This window comes from Parasediminibacterium schistidii, from assembly GCF_046546515.1.
GTDB lineage: Bacteria > Bacteroidota > Bacteroidia > Chitinophagales > Chitinophagaceae > Parasediminibacterium.
In genome coordinates, this window is record NZ_JBKHKJ010000022.1 from 66336 (window position 1) to 88228 (window position 21893).

Sequence of the window (21893 nt, forward strand, 5' to 3'; positions counted from 1 at the left end):
TGATTAAAGGCGTAATGCTTTCATTGCAAAACCTGGTTGTTTTTTACGAAGATTTTGGAGCTAACGCCCCCGTTCTTTAAGTGTTTGCAAATGCTTGGGGCGTAGCCCTCTTTTCTTCGTAGATATATGTTGAAGATAGTTTAGTGGCGGTGGCCTTAATATACTTCAGGCATATTGTACTGCCAATTTTATCGAGTGTTAATTTTCTGCAATGCTTTGTAAAAAAAGTATAGATAAAAACATTTGCTTAAACGTTTGTTCTTTACAATAGTATCAACCCAGATATATACATTTGTATCATAAAACGCTTTGTTGCTCATGAAATCTAAGAATTTACTTGCCGTATGGATGGCCATTTTAGTTGCCCTTGTGGCGAATGCACAGAAGAACACTTCGCTAAACCATCCTTATTTATTTTTTACTCCTAACAAATTAGCTATTCTAAAACAGCGTATTCAAACAGATACGTCTATCAGTAATAACTGGGCTTCAATCATCAAAGAAGCGGATGGGTTATTAATAAAAGGGGATGCGAAAGCAAAAATCGACTGGCTTTCCTTGGCCTACCTGATGACCAACGATAAAAAGTATGCGGATAAGGTAAAAGATATTTTGATAAAGCTATGCAGCAAACCCACTTGGAGCAATGAGGAAATGATGAATCGTTCACCTGCTTGGAATTCGGATTTAGTTACTGCATCTAACTGCTGGACTGTGGCCATAGGATACGATGCCATTTACGATTACCTGACAAAAGAAGAAAGGAAAACAATAGTAGATGGTGTTGTGCATAATGGCATACTACCTGCACTGAACGATTGGGTTTTGCCGGGCACGCGCATTCATACGCTAAATTCCATGGGGCATAATTGGTGGAGTTCCTGTGTGGATATGGCGGGGTTGGCAGCAATGGCTGTTTTAAATGACAATGAAGCAGCATCGGGCTGGGTAGAGGCTGTGTCAAAAGGATCGGAAGAGTGGATGAGATTTACGGGGGATGAGCTGCAATTTAAGCCCCGCACCATGGACAGGAGTGGCGGAATGTACGAAAGCGTGAACTATGCTGCTTTTGGCATGTCAGAATACTTGTTTTTCAAGTTGGCTTATGCCAACACATTCCCCGGGAAAAAACAATCTGAGCCACCCGTGCTGAAAAAGATGGCAGATTATTTTTTACAAGTATCTTATCCCCGTACTGGGCAAATTTACTCCCTTGATTTTGGAGACCACCATATTACCACTGCCGTGGAGCGACCAGTGAAATTGCTACAGGCATTGGGCTACCAAAGCAACAACAACCTATGGTACCTAAACCAAGTAGAAAACGGGCAGCATAGGGAAGGCTTGTTTACCAACACGCCAATAGGCATTGTTTACATGCCAGACATGAGCAAAGCCCCCAAAGTACCAGATATGCCAACATCGGCTTTGTTTGCCGATATGGACTGGGGCATGATGCGCAATTCTTGGGAAAAAGATGCCACCATGCTGGGCGTGAAAAGTGGCTATACTTGGAACCACTCACATGCCGATGCCAACTCCTTTATCCTCTTCCACAAGGGGGAGGACATCATTAAAGATGCAGGCAATAGCTCGTATGGCACTAAGGAGTACTCGCAATATTTTTGCCAAAGCGAGGCTCACAACGTAATGCTGTTCAACGGCAAGGCACAGCCAAAAGAACAGGAATACAACGGCTCGCCATTAAGAGGGCAACTCACCGAATTGATGGATGCAGGGGACATGAAATATATACTGGCAAATGGGGTGGGGCCTACCTCGGCCTATTTCTCCCGCAATTTCCGCCATTTCCTTTGGCTGGGCAAAGTGATATTGGTAATAGACGATGTAAAAGCGCACGAAACAGGCAAGTTTCAATGGTTGCTGCACCCCGGTGGTACGGCTAAAAAAGTAGGTGGCGATATTAGTATTGTAAAAAACAATGCAGCCGTATTGGTGCGGCCATTATTCCCCGAGACACTTGTGCAAACAGGGTACGACCATGATTTCCCTGAAAAAATGAAGCTAGAAGAAGTAATTGCCCCCAAGGCAAGGGACGAAAAGAACCTAACTGAAATATATTATTCCATCAATTACCCGCAGGAAGTAAGGCAAACCAAGTTCATCACCGCCATCATACTTAAAGATTCTGTGAACGACAAAAACCTGCCTGTAATAGAACGCCTGCACAACGAAACCATGAATGGCGTGCGTATAACACAGGATGGGAAAGTAATGGAACTGTACCTGAACCTGCTGGCAGATGGGCATATAATGCACCTAAACAGCATCAATAGTTTCAATGGCTGGGAAACAGATGCTTACCTATTGGGCATTACCTACCCGCAAGGGATGAAAGATGCTGCGCCTGCCGATGTATCTGACTATTTCATGGCCTATGGCAGCTACATACGCAAGGATGGGCAAACAGTGTTCAATTCCTTGTCTAAACTATACATGATAGCGCGTAAAAAAGGCACTGCATTAGACATAGTGCTGCAAGGCCAGCCATTGATAAATGCCAGTTTTTATGCCCCTCAAAAGCCTGCTTCATTTATACTAAACCATCAGCCATCAACCTTCATTTACCAGCAAAATATGCTGGGCATAAGGATAGACAACTCTGCCAGGGATTTTGCCGAAGGGCAACCGTATTAAACATTTTGCCTGCTTGATAAACAAAGGCCTGGCTTATTTTTAAGCTGGCCTTTTTATTAATATAGTTTTAGTTTTTGCCTATTTGCCACCATTTTTTTTGCTTTTGTTTTTCAAAAATTGTGTGCTTTATTGTAAACCATTGATTATCAACACTATTTTCAATTTTTTTTGCGTGTTTTATGCGTGATTTGTGCTTTCTTTTTGAGTGATTTATGCGTATTTTATGAGTGTTTTGTGCGTATTTCTGCACATTTTTTGAGCATAAATACAACCCCATTTTTTGGCAAAAAATACTATTTTACTATTAGTAAAAAAAGAACAATGATATTGTGTTTGGTACAATATTGGTTTTTTGCCACCATCCTTTACATCAAAGAAAGTGCAAATATAAAACTAAAATTATTAGTATTTTGAAAAAATATTGAGTAATTGCTTGATGGTACACCAGCCGATAAATCAAATAATACCATGTATTACCCACAAAAAAGGCTGCCTTTACAAAAGCAGCCCTTAACTAAAATTTATTTAGACATCTACTTCATATCATCCCCTTTAAAACTCAAAGGCAGCAACATAGTTGCTTGTTTTAGTATAAATACTTTGCCTTCCATGCCGCTCAGCAATATGCGGATGGGCTGGTTGTGGCGGCTTTCAAATTCCTGCAATGCCTGCCTGCACATGCCGCAAGGGCTTAGTGGGCGGTTGCTTTTTCCATTTAGGTTATGGTAGCTGATGGCCATGTTCCTAACCCCTTGGTTGGGGTATAGCTGTGCAGCAGATGCCATCAATACCCTTTCGGCACAGATGCCCACAGGGTAACTTGCATTTTCCTGGTTGCTGCCCACCACAAACTCGCCACTGGCCAATTCGGCATAAGCACCCACCTGAAACTGGGAATATGGGGCATAGGCCAACTTAGTTGCTTTGCGGGCTTCTTCTACCAGCAAAGCATCGCTTGGCGTAAGCTCGTCTATCGATTCGTATTCCTCGTATTCAAAACTGTATTTTTCTATTTTCATGTTGTATTATTTATTTAGTCCAATTTAAATGCCCTCAACTTTATCATTTCTTCCACGCTAAGGCCAGTAAGCTCAACAATTTCTTTGTTTGCATAACCATTAGCTATCATTTTGCTTGCAATGGCATTTTTTGTTTGTTTGCCGCCAATTTCTATCCCTAAGTATTGGGCTGTTTCAATTTCATTTTCCCTGATTCTCCTTACATTTAGAAAACCTTCATATTCCATCCTTTCTTCCTTTGTTAGCTTAAGTAATTTTAATCCTTCCTTTGCGTCAAGTATGCCCTTTGCTTTAAACCCATCTTTTATATCGCTATTTTTCAGGAAATATATCCATTCGTCTAGGCTGTCTTTAGCAACATCATTAAAATTATTGACTTTGATAATGTAATACTCAGGGAATATTTGGTATGCCTGTTCCTTAAAGTAAATCTTTTTTTGGGCTTCAGACAACTGCAATAAGCCCCCGGAATGCAAACCTGTAAATTGTGTCTGGCCTTTATATATGTAATCTTTACCCTGCCCGAGATCGAAATAAAGGATATTGATAGAGATTACATGCTTTATTTCGCCATACTTGTAACCCGAGTACATTTGTTCTGTTACCAATTTAGATGCTGCATATACCATCCTATGGAAATAATCACTTTCATGGTTTTGCTGCACCTCTATAATTATCAACTCTTCTTTACTGTTTTTAACCAATATATCTACCCTGTTTTGCTTGTCTTCGGGCGAAAGGCGGTTGGTTTCGCTTTCCAAAACCTCCTGTATAAGTACATCTTCCTTTAAAAGCTCGGATAGGAAGCCTTCAAGAATAACAAAGTTTACTTTGTTCCTAAGCAGCCTTTTAATGGCCCAGTCGAAGCGGACTAAAGTATCTGCCATATCTGAAAAATTAATAGAGGTTTATTTTATAAAGTTAAATAATCTTCCCCAACGAGGACCATCATTCCAGCTAAACCATATCAGCGATGCCTTGCCTACAATATGTGTTTCTGGCACAAAACCCCAGTATCGGCTGTCTTGGCTACGGTGGCGGTTGTCGCCCATCATCCAATAGTAATTGTATTTTGGGGTATAGGTAGTTGCTTCTTTACCATTAATGATGTATTTGCCATTGACTTCTTCCAATGTGTTTTGCTCATAGTTTGTAATCAACCTCCTATACAAAGCAATATTTTGTGGCGTAAGTGCAATAGCATCCCCTTTTTTAGGGATGGTGATAGGCCCATAATTGTCCAACGCCCATTTGTTGTTGATAGAGTCATTTGGGAACATATTGATGTCTGTACTTTCGCTAAGCCTTGGCTCAATAGATACTACATTGGGTAATGCTTTTACTTTTTCATAATTTTCAAGTGTTAGGTTCAGCATACAATTAAGGCCATTCATGGTATCTTCCTCATAGTCGTCATTTTCCTTGTTTATCCTTACATTCCTGTCTTCTGAAATAGATATTTTTATACCTAAATCTTTTTCTAAAAATTCTGTGGTAAAAGGAGTTTTAAGTTTTAGCAAATAATCTGTTTGAGCATTTGCAGGTTTGTAACCCAATTGGTTGTTGATATATAAAATGCCTTTTTTTACCTGCAAAACATCGCCGCCAACTGCTACGCAGCGTTTTATGTAATTATCTGTTTTGTCGTAAGGGTGTACCAAAATAGGGTATGCGGCCATTAGTGCCTCCCTATTGCCGTTGTAAGCAACACGCAACACATCGTAGTAAGGCTGTTTGCTGCCAAAATCTGGCAGGTTGATAATGGTATCGCCAGCAGGGAAATTGAACACCACTACATCGTTTCGTTTCACTTCTACAAAACCTGGCAAGCGCTTGTAAGGCAATTGTACTTCTTTGATATACGAAGGCGTGGTAATAGAGCCAGGCATGGTATTGTGCACAAAAGGGAAAGATATAGGCGTAATGGGGATGCGCGGGCCATAGCTCATTTTGCTCACAAATAGAAAATCGTTGATGAGCAAGGTACGCTCCATGCTGCCCGTGGGTATTACATAAGCCTCAAAAACAAATGTCCTGATAATAGTAGCAGCCACTACTGCAAAAACTCCCGCATCTATCCATTCCCGGCTGGGCGATTTTTTATAAGCCTCAAAGGCTTTTTGCCCATGCCATTTATCTTCTTTATTAAAACCAATATAGGGGAAATATAAAAAAGGGAGGAATGCAACCAACGTATGGTCCAGCAAGCTAAACCGTTTGAAGTGCATTGTAAATATGATGGTAATCCATATAGTAATAAATTGGCCTGCAATAGGCACTAACTGAAACCAGAACCACGCTTTTTTAATATTGCATTTTTCTACAATTAACCAAGTATTATAAAAAGGAACCAATGCCAGTATGGGGTTTATGCCCACTTTTTTAAACATGCCATATATACCTGCATGCCAACCAATAATGCCAATAATGAATAAGAATAAACCCATAGTATTTTTTTAAAGTGTGGCAAAAATAAAGGTATCGGCTATCATAGCCTTGCTTTTGTTTTTAGAACTACAAGGTTAGTGCTGTTATGGCTTTTAATATTACTGTATGCCTGTTAAACTATTGCAAAGAAAGGGGGGGAGTTATGAATTATAAATTATAGACCGTTGTCTTTTACCTTTTAGGGTTATCCTTGGGTGCTATTGTTTACCACGGATTGCACACATGGCTACTTTTGTTTAACCCGGATTTTGCAGTTGAAATCTATTGCAAGCCCCACTTACTTCAAACACAAGCATTTGCTTGATTTTTTGGCCTTGCCATAGTACACTATGTTTTCGACCAAAAATTCGGCTCAAATACTTGTCTTTATTGCATTTGAGCCTTTCATAACGAAGTCAACTGCAAAATCCGGGTTTAACTCCATTTGGGGTTTTAAGCAATGGTAGTGTCACTATTAGCAGCTCAAAAAAAAATAGCAGATGCTCCCAAGTTGCAGGGCAAATAAGCAACAGAAGCCCCGAAGGGGCGTAATATACCAGCTATGGGTGTAGCACATCGGATTTTCGGTACAGGCATACCTATCTATTCTTATTTTTGTCTATCTAATTATGATTACAACTGTATCTTCTTCCCCACCATCAACACCTAAGCAAATACGCATAGCTGTTGCGGCATTCTTTTTTGTATCTGGTTTTGGTTTTGCCAGTTTTGCCTCCCGCATACCAACATTGCAGCAAAAACTGCACCTGAACGATGCCGAGCTAGGCACAGCGCTTTTTGCCACGCCTTTGGGGTTAATTTGCACGCTGCCGCTTACAGGCTTTTTGTTAAGTAGGTACAGCAGCCGTTATGTATTGCTGCTAGGTAGCATTTCTTATAATATTTTACTTTTTTTATTGGGATTGGTAAACAATAGCTGGCAACTGGGCATTGTATTGTTTTTATTTGGCTCTGCTAGAAACCTGATGAATATATCTGTAAATGCACAGTCTGTGGGCGTGCAAGGGTTGTATTCCAGGTCTATCATTACCACTTTCCATGGTATATGGAGCGTTTCGGGTTTTGCCGGTGCGGCATTGGGCGGCTGGATGATTGGGAAAGACATTGTGCCTGCCACCCATTTTGCAATAGTGGGTTTGCTTTGCTTGGCCGTAATGGGCGGCTTTTTTAAACATACCGTTCGGCATGATGCCCGCAAGGTAGAAGGGCAAAAGCCCCCTTTGTTTTACTTCCCCGACAAAGCATTGCTAAAACTTAGCCTAATTGCGTTTGGCTGCATGGCCTGCGAGGGCATCATGTTTGACTGGAGCGGTATTTATTTCCAGAAAGTAGTACATGCGCCTAAATATTTAATCACCACGGGCTATGTAGCTTTTATGTGCGCTGCTGCAGTGGGTCGCTTTTCTGGCGACTGGATGGTGAACAATATTGGCATTAAAAAAGTACTTCAAATTTGCAGTGCTTTTATTGGGGTGGGGTTGTCTATTGCTATTTTCTTTCCCTATCTTGTTACGGTTACCATTGGCTTTGTGGGCGTGGGGCTGGGTATTTCCTGTATTGTGCCATTGATTATGGCTTTGGCAGGCCGCACATCTGGCAAGTCGGCAGGCATTTCTATTGCATCCGTTTCTACCGTAAGCTATTTTGGTTTTTTGCTGGGACCGCCTATTATTGGCTATATAGCCGAAGCAGCTAATTTGCAATGGTCGTTCTCTATCGGCGTGCTTGCTGCTGTTGGGATGTTTGGGTTGGTTAGCAGGGTGGTTAGGTAGAATGAGTCTATCAATTCCCGATTTAACAAAAAATACATCCTACCTATTTAATAGGATACTATTATATTTGCTTCCTAAATTATATAAATTATGAGCTTACGTCTTGGTGATATTGCACCTAACTTCCAAGCCAAAACCTCCCTTGGCGATATTGATTTTCATGAGTACCTAGGCAATGGCTGGGGTATTTTATTTTCCCATCCTGCCGATTACACGCCTGTTTGCACAACAGAACTAGGCAAAACCGCCTTGCTGCAAGAAGAATTTGCCAAACGCGGCGTGAAAGTACTGGCACTAAGCGTGGACAGCGTAGCAAACCACACTGGCTGGATTAATGATATTAACGAAACACAAAGCGTTACGGTTGGTTTTCCTATTATCGCGGATGAAGACAGGACAGTGGCTACTTTGTACGACATGATCCACCCGAATGCTTCTGAGAAGTTTACCGTACGTTCTTTGTTTATCATTGGTCCAGACAAGAAAGTAAAATTGTTTATTACTTACCCAGCTTCTACCGGTAGGAATTTTACAGAGGTTTTGCGTGTTGTTGACAGTTTGCAACTAACTGCTAATTACAGCGTTGCTACACCAGCCGACTGGAAAGAAGGTGAAGACGTGATAGTAGTACCTACTATTAAAACAGAAGATGCTATTGCAAAATTCCCTAAGGGAGTGAAAGTGGTAAAACCATACTTGCGTTATACTCCACAGCCTAATAAAGACTAAGGGATTTGTTTTAAGTTTTGAGTTTTAGGTTTTAAGTTATTTTTCCTGTGAGTGAATATATGTGAGGGCGGCAATTTTTGCCACCCTTATTTTTTGCACATTTTAAGCGTTATACCAAGAAGGCACTAATGCTAGAAAGGGGCACGAAGGAAAAGGGCATATTTGATTAGTAGGAGATTGACTTATAAAAAACTAAATAATCTTTGCTGTCAATGGTAAAAAAAGTACCTTTAGCATATTAAAAAAGGAAAAATGCCAGAGTTGTTTAGGATGTTTGGGATGAGATTCATTTTCTTTGCCAACGAGCATTTACCAATTCATGTACATGTTGAAAACAGCGATTGGGAACCTAAATTTAATGTTAGCCCCGAAGTGGCATTAGATAAGCAATGATGACTTGAAAAGAAAAGATATACGCCTTGCATAAAGCATCATAGAAGAAAATACAGACCTTATCGTAAAAAGGTGGAAAGGATTTTTTAAGCAAGATTAAACATAAGAGTATGCGTATTACAAAAGTTTGGTTCAACGATGAAAACATATACTTCAGGACGGATGTGGGCCATACCATTGGCAACCCACTTGCTTGGTTCCCTAGCTTATTGAATGCTACGCCTGAGCAAAGGCACCGTTTCAGGATTGGCCATTATGGCGTGCATTGGGAAGAACTAAACGAAGACCTAAGCCTTGAAGGTAGGCTGTTCAGAATAGGCATAAACATTTTCGTACAGTTTTAAGCGAAGGTTTAACCACAAAGGGCACAAAGTTTTTCGCAAAGAAACACAAAGGATGCTCTCTTTTAGGTAAAACGTTTCACTTAAAGAACACAAAGAATATTGCAGCTGGACTACTAAACAGTAAATGTACTTATGCGTAGAGTAGCTGAAAACCGTACGAAAACACTCCCTAGATTCTGAACACCCTACCTTGAAGGTTTTTTTACCTATAAAGTAAAACAGAAGGAAGCACTGCCAATTATGTGAAGCAGCTAACAGTGGAAATAGTAATTCCCCGCTACAAAAACCTGTCACTTCCTCCATTCCCAAATATTGATATATTTACAGCAACATTTAAAAGTTGCAGCATGATTACAAATATTGACCAACTTGATTTCAGCCGCCAATACACTTATGCCGATTACCTTACCTGGAAGTTTGAAGACAGGGTAGAGTTGATTAAAGGTTGGATTAGCAGGATGAGCCCTGCACCGCTTCGGTTTCACCAAGATATTTCTTTTAAATTATCTTGGCAGATTGGTGCTTTTTTGAAAAATAAAAAATGTAAAATATATATGGCCCCATTTGATGTGCGGCTAACAAACAAAAGAAAAAAAGCAACAAACAAATCTATTGTTTCGGTGGTGCAGCCCGACCTCTGCGTTATTTGCGATACTTCTAAACTGGATGAAAAAGGCTGTATCGGCGCACCTGACTGGGTGATAGAAATACTTAGCCGGGGCAATACCAAAAAGGAAATGAAGGATAAGTTTTCTTTGTATGAAGAAAATGGCGTGAAGGAATATTGGATTGTTTTCCCAGACTATTTTCAAGTGCAGGCTTATGACTTGTTGGACAATAAATTTGTACTGCGTAATACTTATACCAAAGGCGATGAAATACCTGTGGGCATTTTTGAAGGGTTTACTATTGATTCGGATGATATGTTTGCGTGATAGCAAGGCTTCCTCCTTACATCATCCTATACATTTTACCTGGCAAACTAACGATAACATTTTGCAATTCCAAGGTCAGCATGGCAGATGCTACGCTGCTGCTGCTAAGGCCAGACTGGTGGTAAAGTTCATCTATATGCACTGTTTCTTTCGTTTGCAGGATGGCTACAATTGTTTTTTCGTCTTCGCTTAGGTCTATAAACAATTCACGTTGCTTTTTGGGGGTTGTTTTTTTCTGGTGCCATCCCATGGTTTCCATTAGCTGGGCAACATCGGTATAAATAGCCGCTTTGTTTTGCTGTATCAGTTTCAGGCAGCCTGTGCTTTTGCTGTCTGTTATTTTGCCTGGCACGGCAAATAAATCCCTGTTATAATTATAGGCAAGTTCAGCCGTTATCATGCTGCCGCCTTTGGCTGCTGTTTCTACTACCACGGTTGCATCGGCCATTCCGGCAACAATCCTGTTCCGCCTAGGAAAATTGTGTTTGTCTGGCTTGGTCAGCCTTGGGAACTCTGTGAGCAAGCCGCCGTTCAGCAGCATGTCTTTTGCCAGGCCTTTGTGCTGGGCGGGATAAATAGTATCTAGCCCATGTGCCAATACGCCTACGGTTGATAGCCCTTGCTGCACAGCTGCTTTGTGCGCAATTGCATCTATGCCAAATGCCATGCCGCTCACAATCAATGCTTGCTGGTCTTTCAATCCATGCACCAATTGCTCTGTTACCTGCTTGCCATAGTCGGTATTTAGCCTTGTGCCAATAATGCTTACCGTTCGGGCGGTATTTAAATTTGCTGTACCACGGTAATACAAAACAGTGGGCGCATCGTAGCAGTGGAGTAACCGTTTTGGGTATTTGGCATCTGTTAAAAATAAAATTTCTATATGGTGCTTGCCACAAAAATTAATTTCTTCTTCTATTGCTTTAAAATCGGTAAAGTTTTTTATGGCGTTGGCCCTTATTTCGCCAATGCCTTCTACTGCACCCAAAGTTTTTCTAGGGGCTGTAAATATGGTGGCGGCATTGCCAAAATGCTCTAGCAATAGCTTTGCCTGCACTACCCCAATACCGTTTATCTGTGTTAGGGCTATTTGGTATAATATGTCGTTTTCCATTTGGGTGGGAAGGTAAAAAAAGTTTTAGTATAGTTAGCAAAAAAACTAAATCTAGCTAAATATTTTATCATTAGTTCTTAATCTATATGCCAGGATATTTTTTGCACTTAATGGTTAAACCTCACCCCAACACCGACCTCACCCCAGCCCTCTCCAAAGGGAGAGGGAGCAAGAACAAAGGCGAGGGGCAAAGCCAAAATGCGTTATCACTACATCCCTACTACCACCAACTCCGTCCTTCTGTTCAATGCCCTGCCAGCTTCTGTGCCATTATCTGCAATTGGCTTTGCAGCTCCAAAACCTTTATGCTGTAAACGGGTGCCATCAATACCTTGTACAATAAAATAATCTACCACCGTTTTTGACCTTTTTTCAGAAAGCAGCAAGTTATCCTCTGGCTTGCCCACATTGTCTGTATAGCCGTATATGGCTATATGTATGGTTGGGTTATCTTTTAGTAGTTGCACTACCTTGCTTAGTTCTATTTTGCTGGCTTCTTTTAGCTGGTAGTCTTTGTTTTCAAACTGCACATTTTTCAGCACTATTGCAGCATTTAGCTCAATTGGCTGCAAGTAAATATTTTCCCGGTAAGTGCTGTCGGCGGCTTTGTCGTGCAGGCTGTATTGCTTGCTGTAAAACAAATACCCATGCCTGTTTACATTAAAAGTAAAATCGCTACCTGTTGGCAGGGTGGTAAAATAATAGCCAGTCTCGTCTGTTTGCACCAGCATCAATGGCTTTCCTGTGCTGTTGTCAATCAGTTCCACGTTGCTGGGTAGCCCTTTTTTTGTTTTGCTATCGTACACAAAGCCTTTTACATACACTGTTTTGCTAGGCCTTATGCCTGGCCTCAATTCAAACTGGTATAAGTCTAACCCACCCTTGCTATCGCCGCGGTCGCTGGCATAGTAGGCATCAATGCCGTTGGGAGCCACGGCCATGCTGCCTTCGTTTTCTATGGTATTGATGGGGTAGCCTAAATTTTCAGGCTCGCTCCAGTCGTTTGCGGGCCCACGCCTGATGACAAACAAATCGCTGCCGCCATAGCCGGGCAAGCCATTGGAAGTAAAATACAATGTCTGATTATCGGCATGTATAAAAGGGGCTTGTTCGTCGCCCCTTGTATTGATGGCCGCCCCCATGTTGATTGCTTCGCCCCATTTGCCCCTTGCATCCCTGTAGCTTACATACAAATCGGAGCCGCCAAAGCCTCCGGGGCGTTTGCTACTGAAATACAAAGCTCGCTTGTCTGGGCTAAGGGTAGGGCTACTGTCCCAAAAAGGGCTATTGATATTCTCGCCCAAATTTTCGGGGTCGCTCCAACCAGTAGGGGTGTAGTAACAAATGTACAAATCATAATCCCCATGCGTTTTGCCATCTATATTGCCCGCAAAAATCATCCATTCACCATCTGCCGAAACTGTAATAGCCCCTTTAAATATTTCCTGGTTCAAATCGCCAGGTATTTGCTTTGCAGCGGTAAACTGCTTTGCACCTTGCATATTACTGCTATAAAAATATTCGCCACCCTTTTCGCCCCTGCGGGTAAAAACAAGTAAGCTGTCATCTACGCTAAGCGAAGGCAAATATTCTGACTGGGGCGAATTAATACTGTCGCCTAAGTTAATCGGATTGAAAATATAGCTAGGATATTGGTGCTTTTGCTGGTAGTTAATAGCAAAACTGTAGCATTTTTTACGGTACTCACCACTTTTTTGTGTAATAGGGTCTAGGTTGGGTATTGATAAATAAGAATTTACTGCCGCCAAAGCACTGTCGAATCTGCCCAATCCTGCAAGGTTGATGGAATAGGGTAAGTTGTAAGGTTTAAAATAAACGGTGTCTTTTGCTTTTGCCAGCTCGTAATATTGAACGGCGAGGGTGTAATTTTTCAGTTGTCCCTGCACACCAGCAAGTGAAAGATAAGCATCTACATAATTATTGTCTAACGAAATGGCTTTTTCTAGCAACGGGATGGCCTCGGTATATGCTTCGTCTGCTAATTTGCCCATTGCCTTGCCATAAAAAGCCATTGCTTTTGGCAAAACCTTGGCTGGCTGATAGGTTTGTGCTTTTGCAATTACTGTTATTATAGCCAACAAAATAGTTAAGCATGCCCGCATACATCCATTTATGAAAGCAAGTTCGGTAAAAAAGTGGCTGCAACTTGTTAAAAATAAATGTTACTACTAAGGTGTAATTTTAAGAAATTTACCACGAAGCCTCGAAGGCTCAAAGAAGCACTAAGGTTTAAGAAAAAAAGAAAGAGAAACGATTCTTTTCCTTTTCTTCTTTGTGCTGCTTTGAGTCTTCGTGCCTTTGTGGCAAAAAAGAAGAAACACTATTTATTTTGTATCCAAAACACCTGCGTCTTTCTTCATTTTATCTCCTTTTTTTATCCTGCCAAAAGATAAGTTAATACCGACATGCGCATTGGTATTGTGCGTATGGTCCACCTGCCCAAGGGCAAATATATTGTCGCTGATAGCATATATCTGCACTGGTAATAAATTTAATGAAGCCCCTAAACCAAAGTTGCTTGTGCCATTGGCAATGCTGCAACTGCCAGAAACATTTAGCCATTTGCCAACGGCTTCGTTTAAAGAAATAGCCAAGCCTGAATAAAAATTGTCATTTACAAACTTTCCATATAATAGCAAGCCTGCAGTAAGGTCGTTGGTTATTTGATAGGTAACACCAGCAAATAATTTAGTATTTAGCTTGGTACTGTAACTATTGGTAGATTTTAATGGATAGAATGTGTTCTTTAAGCTGTCGCTTATAGAATCTAAGTGCGGCTGTAAATCAGAACCATTAAAAAAACTTTTTAAGTCATAACCCGTGAAAGTAAAGCTAGGATTATTTGGATTACTTCTGTAATTGCTAACATTACCGCTCCAATTAATGAAGCCTAAGTCTATAACACTTGCTGATACAGTAAACTTGTCGTTTATTTTATATTCTGCACCTAGGTCTATGCCAAATCCTTTGTTTGGTCCAAAAATATTTTTGCTAACTGCATCGTTGGCTATAGAGCCGGTGTCAATTAATGAAGAATTGATTAATATATCGGGTGTAGTTTTCATGCCGTAGTCCAAAGAATCAGTAGATACTGAAATATGCGCACGTTCTGTATTTACGTTTGCTATGCCCGACAATAGTTTTACTTTAACGCCATAACTCAATTTTTCGTCTTTAGTCAAATGAGTAAAGCCCAATCCATATTCCATGTAGGTAGAAGAATTTGCTTTCAATTCAAAATTTGCTTCCTTGCCTAAAAAAGCAGTATTGCCTTTTAGCAAAAATACCATCATGTCTTTTGAATAGGAAAGTGCTATGTCAGATTTTACCCGTGCGCTAAATGAATAATAATTTTGCTTTACCCTAAACCCTACCCCAAATATATCTGTTGCAACGCTGGTGGCAAGTAAGTTTTTTGTATCTTTCAATTTAGACAACATATTGTCTGCCGTTAAATAAAGTGAGTCATTTGGCCCTCTTTTCTCTATTAAATCGCTCAGTGTAAACCCATTGTTGGTATAGCCCACAGACGTGGAAGAAATGACAGGCAAACTGATATTTATTTTCGTTTGCGGCATTTTGCCCGGGTTTTGATACATTGCCTGTGGCAAAGATTTCATGTTGTACAACGTAAGCACTTCTTGCGCATAGCTTGTTGTAGCTATCACAAGTACCCCTATCGATATAATTATTTTTTTAAGTAAGTTCATGCTGTATAGTTATTAATACGTTTAACAATGTTTGGTACTTATAATTAAATTTTCAGTTTTGCCCTAGCGCCTATCTTAATATCTATACCTTCAAAAGAATAAATCTTAGAATTTAAGTTACCCCCTTTATTATCTGAAGGGGAAGATATTGATCCTGTAAATATCACTTTCGCTACTTTACTAAGATTCGGTATTACGGTGCTATCAAGTGGGAAATCCAGCAAATTTGGGGTTTTGGCAATAACTTTGCCTGATACAGGGTCTGTAATGCCCGGAGCAATTTTTAGTTGTGTGGTATCGAAAGCAAATATCTTATTGAAAGATTTGTCTGTAAATACCAAGCTACCCCTCACGCTTATTGGAAAGCCATTGTTGAACCATGTCCTAATAATAATAGACTTAATATTGTCTATATTGGTAAATTTATAATCGAAAGTGTCTTTTATAGCAAAGTTTGATACTGTAAAATCGAGCGGTATGGTTATTAGCGCATCAACATTGCCACTGCTTGTATCATGGATAATATTCTTATTATGCACATTCTTGGGCCCAGGATTTGACAGTGCAATGAATTGCGGATAAAATGTGGTAGGGAACTTGCTTAGGAAATCGGGCAAATTCAAAAGTTGTCCATTGGTTGGTGGATTGTCTTTATCTAATGTGAGCGAGTTAAAAACGGTGGTATTATACCCCCCTGGAATAACAAAAGGGGCTATTCCAGCAGCATTTAAAAAGAAAGGTGGGTTGGTGCCATTGGCTCCTTTTACTGATGTGATGGTAAAGCTTAAAGGCACCCCAAAAGAACTGCTGCAAAGTAATTTGATACTTGCATTATTCAACCGCAGCGTGCCTGTTGGCTGAGGGGATTTGAATATATCTAAAGATATATCCTTAGATTGTGTATTAAAAAAGTCTTGCTGGTGTACATCACCATACAACACATCTAATTGTGGATTTTTCATAACCCCTGAAAAAACCAACTTCCCATTCCCATTATCAGGGGAAGCTTTTACAAGGATGATGCTATCTACAATGCCCAGCGTATTGGTGGTGGTGCCGCCATTGGTTAAATCAAGCATCTGTTTAGACACATCTATGTCTTTTGTTACAGACCCATTTGCCGGGATATTGACCAAAGTAGTTGGAATATTTTTAACGGTTGGGAATTTGATGTACAACAGGCAGGCATTGTTAAATTGGTTCTGGATGGTAATAGAAACTATCCCTGTTTTTAGCTTGATGGAATCAATATCCATTTGCGAGGCACTCTGGGCTGCAAGGTTCACAGTTTGAGGTGCAACCAATCTAAAAGAATCCTTGACTCCTACAGGTATTAGATTATATGCAGCCTTTTCATCCGGCGAAAGGCTGCGACTAGTTACATCTCCAGCAGAAGTAAAGCTAGGAATAAAGTCGCTTGTTTTAAAAGTACTGAGGTGGCCATTTACTACAATGCTCATAGAGCTGTCGCTGTTGGTTTGCACAAATCCATTGCTGGCGGTGAGGTTAAAGTCAGTAATTTTCATGCTGCCATTTACAATAGCCACTGCAAATTCTGGGTCCCATTGGTTGGATGCAAATTTACCAAAGTCATACTTTTCTTTCGTACAAGACACTAGTGCTGTAAAAAGAAAAAACGCAACATAAAACAATAGTGCCTTCGGTTTTGTTGTGTGCTTCATAATAGTTGTTTGATTTTGGTACGAACATAAGGCATATACACCGATTATAAGCCCCTCTTTTAACTTTTTTTTTGGTTTAATATTATTTTAATACTTTTTAAAGAATCTTATTGTGTAGAAAAGAATATACAAAACTAAAAATACCATTAAAAAAAGTTTAAAGATGATAGAATAACAGTTAATAACAGTTCATCTATTTATATTTCATATTTTCGTTTTTTTCTGCCTAATTTTTTGTAATATCATGAACAACGATTCGCATAAACCAATTATTGGCTTTACCTGTGGGGACATAAACGGTATTGGCCTTGAATTGATAATTAAAGCCCTTAGCGATAACCGCATATTAGACATTTGCATACCACTTGTGTTTGCCAGCAACAAAAGCATCAATTTTTATAGGAAAACGCTCCCTGCTATCAATTTTAGCTACCATAGTACCAAAGAATTCAACAAGCTAAACCATAAGCAAGTAAATGTTTTTAACTGCTGGGAAGAAGAAGTGGCCATACAGCCTGGGCAATTAAACGAAACAGGCGGCAAATACGCCCTAATATCGCTAGAACAAGCTGTTGCCGCCTTGAAAGACGGGCATATACAAGCATTGGTAACGGCACCCATCCATAAAAAAAATATACAATCAGAAAACTTTAAGCACAGTGGGCATACGCCTTACCTGAAAGAGGCATTTAATGTAAATGATGTGCTAATGTTTATGGTAGCGGAGAATATGCGTGTGGGCTTGGTAACGGAGCATGTGCCAGTTTCTGAGATTGCCAAGCATATTACCAAGGAAAACATACTGAGTAAGATTAAAATAATGCACCAAAGCCTGCAAAAAGATTTTGGCATTGACAAGCCTAAAATAGCTGTTTTAGGGCTAAACCCACATGCAGGCGATGAGGGGCTGATAGGTACTGAAGAAGAAACAATTATAAAATTTGCCATAAAAGATGCCAAGTATAGTATGCTTGCTTTTGGCCCTTATAGTGCCGACGCTTTTTTTGCAAGAGGGCAACATGAAAAATTTGATGGTATTTTAGCCATGTACCACGACCAAGGCTTAATCCCTTTTAAATCATTGGCATTTGGCGAAGGGGTTAACTTTACCGCAGGGCTACCCGTTGTGCGCACTAGCCCAGACCATGGCACTGCATTTGACATTGCCGGAAAAGACAAAGCAGATGCGGACTCTTTTTTAGCAGCCACATTTGAAGCCATTGATATTGTTAACCGTAGGAATGGGTATGCCGAAGCCAGGCAAAACCCACTGAAAAGAAGAAGTGCCCGCTTGATAGCCAATAGCGTTGACGAAAGGCTGGAAGAAGCGTAGGATTCGGCAAAAAAATAAACCATAAACACCACAAAGAATTTAAACAAAGTACACTAAGTAAAATACACCAGGGAGTACGTTATACTTGCCTCAAACCCCCTAGAGGGGCAAAGAAGCACAAAGCCATCCAGTAACTCAGGCGACTTTGCAAATTCTTTGTGTGCTTACATTTTTATCACCTTGTGTTTCTTATCCTTTGTGAACCTTGTGGAAAAAAATATTCCTAACAAAATTTAGAATAAACATAATTTATGTACACTATAAATAATGGCACTTTGGTCGTTTCTATTGCCTCCATGGGCGCAGAACTGCAAAGCATTGTAAATACCAAGACGGGGCTAGAATACTTGTGGGATGCAAACCCCAAATTTTGGCCTAAAAAAAGCCCTGCGCTTTTCCCAGTTGTAGGTGGTTTACAAGACAACAGCTATCAATTTGACGGTACTACTTACCACCTGAACCGACATGGGTTTGCGCGTGAAACGGAATTTGAAGTAGGCCCCCAAACAGATAGCAGCATTACTTTTGTTTTAGCTTCTTCCGAAAACACTTTGAAGCTATACCCGTTCCACTTTAAGTTCTCTGTTACATACGCACTTTTAGAGAATACACTTCAAGTAACATACCTAGTAGAAAATACTGGCAGCAGTACAATGTATTTTTCCGTGGGGGCGCACCCAGCCTTTAATGTGCCGTTGGTAGAAGGCGGTGATTTTGCACAATACTACCTTGCTTTCAACGAGGTAGAAAATGCGGGCGTTTACCCTATTGCCAGCGATGGCTTAATAGAAACATTACCAGTGCCTTATTTAAAAAATACAAATAAACTGCCCCTTACAAAAGAAATGTTCTATAAAGATGCCCTGATATTTAAAGACTTAAAATCAACCAGCATTTCTATCCTTAGCCACCAGCATGATCATGGGCTTACGGTAAGCTATCCCGGCTTTCCCTACATGGGTATTTGGGCTGCCAAAGATGCAGACTTTGTATGTATAGAGCCATGGTATGGTCTTGGCGACACAAAAGCAACAACAGGGATTTTGCAAGAAAAAGAAGGGATAATGGCGTTGGCTGCCAATACTAGCTTTGATGGCACATGGACGGTAACGCTTTTTTAAGCCTTGCTTACTGCCCGCTGCTGCTTTAAAATAAGCAGCAGCATTACCACCCCTGCCATAAAAAACACAATCAAGACAAGGATAGAATTGCGCATACTGCCAGTAAGCTGCTGCACCAGCCCAAAGCTAAACATGCCAATAACAATAGCTACCTTTTCGGTTACATCGTAAAAGCTAAAAAAAGATGCGGTGTCTGGCGTGTCGGTAGGCATTATCTTGGCGTAGGTTGACCGGCTAAGCGATTGTATGCCGCCCATTACCAATCCAACAATACCAGCAATTACATAAAACTGTGTGCTAGTGGTTACAAAATAAGCAGCAATGCAAATGCCTACCCATATCATTACCACGAAAGCCAATACCTTAAAATTGCCAAATATGTCAGATAGCTTGGCCATTAAATAAGCACCGCCTATAGCCACAATTTGTATTATTAAAATGCAAATAATCAAAGCATCTGTTTTCATTTGCAGTACTTGGCTACCAAACAAAGTAGCTGCCAGCATCACGGTTTGCACGCCCATGCTGTAACAAAAGAAAGCAACCAAGTATTTTTTCAAGGTGGGCAAATGCCCTGCCTGCCGCCATACTTTTTTTAGTTCCACAAAGCCCGCCCATAGGCCTCTTGTTTCTCCTTGCCTCCCTTCAGGGGATGGGGGTGGAGTTAGGGGTTGTTGGGCTAGGGGTTTCGGCAGCGTAGCAAACGTAATTTGTGCAAAACCCATCCACCAAAGCCCTACCAATAGAAAAGACAGCCTTGGTGCAAAGCTGCCATCCACTATGCCGAACAACTCTGGTTTCAGTACAAATACAAAACATATTATTTGCAGTAGCACGCTGCCTATATACCCATAAGCAAAGCCTTTGGCACTCACATTGTCTTGGTCTTCATCGGCTGCTATTTCCGGTAGGTACGCATTGTAAAATACAAGGCTGCCGCAATAGCCCACTGCGGCAATAATGGCACAGGCTATACCTAATGTGAGCGTGTCGCTTTTAAACCAGTACAATGCGCAGCAAGCCAGGCTACCCAAGTAGCAAAAAAACTGCATGAAAGACTTTTTATTGCCTCTGTAATCGGCAATTGAAGACAAAATAGGCGATAAAATGGCTATTAATAAATAAGCAAAAGCAATGGCATAGTTGTACAAAGAAGCACTTTCAAATTCCTTTCCCAGAAACATGACTTTGTGGGAAATAACATTGCCAGTAGCATCTTTTGTAGAAGTAATGGCATCGTAGTAAGCCGGGAAAATAGTAGAGGTAATCACTAGGTTATAGGCACTATTTGCCCAGTCGTACATTGCCCAGCCATTAATTACTTTTTTGGAAGCAGTTTTCACATTAATTAGGAATTAGGAATTATTAATTAAGAACTAGGAATTATTAATTATTAATTCCCCTAAATCACTTTCTTGTAAATCAAAAACAATACAACCGTGCCCAAAACAATCCTGTACCAGCCAAAAATGCGGAAACCATGCTTTTGCAAGTACCCTATAAAAAACTTGATTGACAATAGTGCTATGATGTATGCAATAACACAGCCCATGACAAATATTATCAATTTGTCCTGGCTAAACAAATCATGCAGGTTTTTGCTGGAGAGTATCTCGCTAAGGTGGGGCTTCATTGTTTCTTCTATATCGGCTGGAATATTGTTAACCGCAAAATAATTGTCTTTGCACGCATCAAAAAAGCTTTTGGCAGAAGCGGCAAACATGGTAGGCACAGCAAGAAAAAATGAAAACTCAGCAGCAAGCCCCCTTGTTAGTTTTTGGCTCATGCCCCCTACAATCGTGGCTGCGCTTCGGCTAAGCCCAGGAAAAATAATAGACAATACCTGGAAGCAGCCGATAATAAATGCTTTTGTGTAAGTGACTTGTTCATCCTCATTTATTTCGGGCTTGGTAAACAACTTGTCTATAAATAAAAGCAATACGCCACCGCCAATCATTACGCAGGCAATAAATACAAGGTTGTTCAAAGCAGCATCAATATGTTTTTTTAGTAATGCGCCAAAAACCAATGCTGGGATAACGGCAATAAGCAACTTGATATAAAATTTAGCCGACTTAAAATCAAGGAACTTTTTCCAGTACACGGTTACCACGCTTAGGATAGCCGCAAGTTGTATCACCACTTCAAACATATCTGTAAAAGAATTGGTGGTTACGCCAATCAAAGGATTGGTAATTTTCATGTGTGCCGTGGAAGAAATAGGTAAAAACTCCGTCAAGCCTTCTACAATGGCAATAATAATTGATTGTAACTTACTCATAGCTTCCATAGAAAATGTGTTTGTGTTTAGTGCTTATTAAAAAGAGGGTTTAACCCGGATTATGCAGTTGACTTCGTTATGAAAGGCTCAAATGCAATAAATACAAGTATTTGAGCCGAATTTTTGGTCGAAAACATAGTATACTATGGCAAGGCCAAAAAATCAAGCAAATGCTTGTGTTTGAAGTAGTTGAGTCTTGCAATAGATTTCAACTGCAAAATCCGGGTTTAAATATTGGTGCAATTATACTAAAGGAATTATAAATTATGAATTATGAATTAGGAGGTTTAAATCATTTAGCTGCTGTTCTTACATAAAAATTCATAATTCATA

General features: G+C 40.3%; 17 protein-coding genes. 8 read left to right on the plus strand and 9 right to left on the minus strand.

The features are described from left to right. Nucleotides 1-318: 318 nt before the first annotated feature. On the plus strand, nucleotides 319-2658 hold the full coding sequence (locus ACHFIY_RS13270; protein WP_410846588.1) for a heparinase II/III domain-containing protein: 2340 nt from the start codon (nucleotides 319-321) through the stop codon (nucleotides 2656-2658). Between the two features lie 533 nt (nucleotides 2659-3191). Here ACHFIY_RS13270 and ACHFIY_RS13275 read toward each other — a convergent pair. From ACHFIY_RS13275 to lepB, 3 genes are read right to left on the minus strand one after another with little or no spacing between them, the layout of a single operon-like run. Continuing rightward, nucleotides 3192-3677, minus strand: a complete 486-nt coding sequence (locus ACHFIY_RS13275) for a cytidine deaminase (RefSeq protein ID WP_410846589.1) — start codon at nucleotides 3675-3677, stop codon at nucleotides 3192-3194. Between the two features lie 14 nt (nucleotides 3678-3691). Further along, on the minus strand, nucleotides 3692-4564 hold the full coding sequence (locus ACHFIY_RS13280) for an Rpn family recombination-promoting nuclease/putative transposase (protein WP_410846590.1): 873 nt from the start codon (nucleotides 4562-4564) through the stop codon (nucleotides 3692-3694). Between the two features lie 21 nt (nucleotides 4565-4585). Continuing rightward, nucleotides 4586-6124, minus strand: coding sequence for a signal peptidase I (lepB, locus tag ACHFIY_RS13285; RefSeq protein ID WP_410846591.1), 1539 nt, complete (start codon nucleotides 6122-6124; stop codon nucleotides 4586-4588). Between the two features lie 609 nt (nucleotides 6125-6733). Between lepB and ACHFIY_RS13290 the strand changes: the two genes are divergently transcribed. The 5 genes from ACHFIY_RS13290 to ACHFIY_RS13310 all read left to right on the plus strand — a co-directional run bounded on the left by ACHFIY_RS13290 (nucleotide 6734) and on the right by ACHFIY_RS13310 (nucleotide 10298). Then, nucleotides 6734-7897 carry an MFS transporter gene (locus tag ACHFIY_RS13290; RefSeq protein ID WP_410846592.1) on the plus strand — a complete coding sequence of 388 codons (1164 nt, stop codon included), beginning with the start codon at nucleotides 6734-6736 and terminating at the stop codon, nucleotides 7895-7897. Between the two features lie 90 nt (nucleotides 7898-7987). Beyond that, nucleotides 7988-8626 (plus strand): peroxiredoxin, encoded by a 639-nt coding sequence (locus ACHFIY_RS13295; protein ID WP_410846593.1) that lies wholly within the window; start codon nucleotides 7988-7990, stop codon nucleotides 8624-8626. A gap of 279 nt (nucleotides 8627-8905) precedes the next feature. Beyond that, a complete protein-coding gene (locus ACHFIY_RS13300; protein ID WP_410846604.1) occupies nucleotides 8906-9019 on the plus strand; it encodes a DUF4160 domain-containing protein in 114 nt (37 codons plus the stop codon). Nucleotides 9020-9129: 110 nt separating this feature from the next. Then, entirely contained in the window at nucleotides 9130-9363 is a 234-nt protein-coding gene (locus ACHFIY_RS13305) for a DUF2442 domain-containing protein (protein ID WP_410846594.1), read from the plus strand. A gap of 347 nt (nucleotides 9364-9710) precedes the next feature. Continuing rightward, a complete protein-coding gene (locus ACHFIY_RS13310) occupies nucleotides 9711-10298 on the plus strand; it encodes a Uma2 family endonuclease (RefSeq protein ID WP_410846595.1) in 588 nt (195 codons plus the stop codon). 16 nt (nucleotides 10299-10314) lie between these two features. On the opposite strand, the gene dprA is transcribed toward ACHFIY_RS13310, so the two are convergent. The 4 genes from dprA to ACHFIY_RS13330 all read right to left on the minus strand — a co-directional run bounded on the left by dprA (nucleotide 10315) and on the right by ACHFIY_RS13330 (nucleotide 16825). Continuing rightward, on the minus strand, nucleotides 10315-11412 hold the full coding sequence (gene dprA, locus ACHFIY_RS13315) for a DNA-processing protein DprA (protein ID WP_410846596.1): 1098 nt from the start codon (nucleotides 11410-11412) through the stop codon (nucleotides 10315-10317). Between the two features lie 209 nt (nucleotides 11413-11621). Next, the gene (locus ACHFIY_RS13320) at nucleotides 11622-13535 is read right to left on the minus strand and encodes an OmpA family protein (RefSeq protein ID WP_410846597.1); all 1914 of its coding nucleotides are present in this window, start codon (nucleotides 13533-13535) and stop codon (nucleotides 11622-11624) included. A gap of 222 nt (nucleotides 13536-13757) precedes the next feature. Further along, a complete protein-coding gene (locus tag ACHFIY_RS13325; protein ID WP_410846598.1) occupies nucleotides 13758-15143 on the minus strand; it encodes a DUF5723 family protein in 1386 nt (461 codons plus the stop codon). Between the two features lie 44 nt (nucleotides 15144-15187). Further along, a complete protein-coding gene (locus ACHFIY_RS13330; RefSeq protein ID WP_410846599.1) occupies nucleotides 15188-16825 on the minus strand; it encodes a hypothetical protein in 1638 nt (545 codons plus the stop codon). A gap of 244 nt (nucleotides 16826-17069) precedes the next feature. Between ACHFIY_RS13330 and pdxA the strand changes: the two genes are divergently transcribed. Continuing rightward, complete coding sequence (gene pdxA / locus ACHFIY_RS13335) at nucleotides 17070-18158, plus strand: 4-hydroxythreonine-4-phosphate dehydrogenase PdxA (RefSeq protein ID WP_410846600.1); 1089 nt, start codon at nucleotides 17070-17072, stop codon at nucleotides 18156-18158. A gap of 251 nt (nucleotides 18159-18409) precedes the next feature. Next, the gene (locus tag ACHFIY_RS13340; RefSeq protein WP_410846601.1) at nucleotides 18410-19279 is read left to right on the plus strand and encodes an aldose 1-epimerase family protein; all 870 of its coding nucleotides are present in this window, start codon (nucleotides 18410-18412) and stop codon (nucleotides 19277-19279) included. Here ACHFIY_RS13340 and ACHFIY_RS13345 read toward each other — a convergent pair. Next, on the minus strand, nucleotides 19276-20622 hold the full coding sequence (locus ACHFIY_RS13345; RefSeq protein ID WP_410846602.1) for an MFS transporter: 1347 nt from the start codon (nucleotides 20620-20622) through the stop codon (nucleotides 19276-19278). The genes ACHFIY_RS13340 and ACHFIY_RS13345 overlap by 4 nt on opposite strands. Before the next feature lie 59 nt (nucleotides 20623-20681). Next, complete coding sequence (locus tag ACHFIY_RS13350; RefSeq protein WP_410846603.1) at nucleotides 20682-21560, minus strand: undecaprenyl-diphosphate phosphatase; 879 nt, start codon at nucleotides 21558-21560, stop codon at nucleotides 20682-20684. Between the last annotated feature and the right edge of the window lie 333 nt (nucleotides 21561-21893).

Bases quoted from the DNA above. Each gene is read 5' to 3' on its own strand.
- ACHFIY_RS13270 (WP_410846588.1), top strand. From the start codon at position 319: ATGAAATCTAAGAATTTACTTGCCGTATGGATGGCCATTTTAGTTGCC.
- ACHFIY_RS13275 (WP_410846589.1), bottom strand. From the start codon at position 3,677: ATGAAAATAGAAAAATACAGTTTTGAATACGAGGAATACGAATCGATA.
- ACHFIY_RS13280 (WP_410846590.1), bottom strand. From the start codon at position 4,564: ATGGCAGATACTTTAGTCCGCTTCGACTGGGCCATTAAAAGGCTGCTT.
- lepB (WP_410846591.1), bottom strand. From the start codon at position 6,124: ATGGGTTTATTCTTATTCATTATTGGCATTATTGGTTGGCATGCAGGT.
- ACHFIY_RS13290 (WP_410846592.1), top strand. From the start codon at position 6,734: ATGATTACAACTGTATCTTCTTCCCCACCATCAACACCTAAGCAAATA.
- ACHFIY_RS13295 (WP_410846593.1), top strand. From the start codon at position 7,988: ATGAGCTTACGTCTTGGTGATATTGCACCTAACTTCCAAGCCAAAACC.
- ACHFIY_RS13300 (WP_410846604.1), top strand. From the start codon at position 8,906: ATGAGATTCATTTTCTTTGCCAACGAGCATTTACCAATTCATGTACAT.
- ACHFIY_RS13305 (WP_410846594.1), top strand. From the start codon at position 9,130: ATGCGTATTACAAAAGTTTGGTTCAACGATGAAAACATATACTTCAGG.
- ACHFIY_RS13310 (WP_410846595.1), top strand. From the start codon at position 9,711: ATGATTACAAATATTGACCAACTTGATTTCAGCCGCCAATACACTTAT.
- dprA (WP_410846596.1), bottom strand. From the start codon at position 11,412: ATGGAAAACGACATATTATACCAAATAGCCCTAACACAGATAAACGGT.
- ACHFIY_RS13320 (WP_410846597.1), bottom strand. From the start codon at position 13,535: ATGCGGGCATGCTTAACTATTTTGTTGGCTATAATAACAGTAATTGCA.
- ACHFIY_RS13325 (WP_410846598.1), bottom strand. From the start codon at position 15,143: ATGAACTTACTTAAAAAAATAATTATATCGATAGGGGTACTTGTGATA.
- ACHFIY_RS13330 (WP_410846599.1), bottom strand. From the start codon at position 16,825: ATGAAGCACACAACAAAACCGAAGGCACTATTGTTTTATGTTGCGTTT.
- pdxA (WP_410846600.1), top strand. From the start codon at position 17,070: ATGAACAACGATTCGCATAAACCAATTATTGGCTTTACCTGTGGGGAC.
- ACHFIY_RS13340 (WP_410846601.1), top strand. From the start codon at position 18,410: ATGTACACTATAAATAATGGCACTTTGGTCGTTTCTATTGCCTCCATG.
- ACHFIY_RS13350 (WP_410846603.1), bottom strand. From the start codon at position 21,560: ATGAGTAAGTTACAATCAATTATTATTGCCATTGTAGAAGGCTTGACG.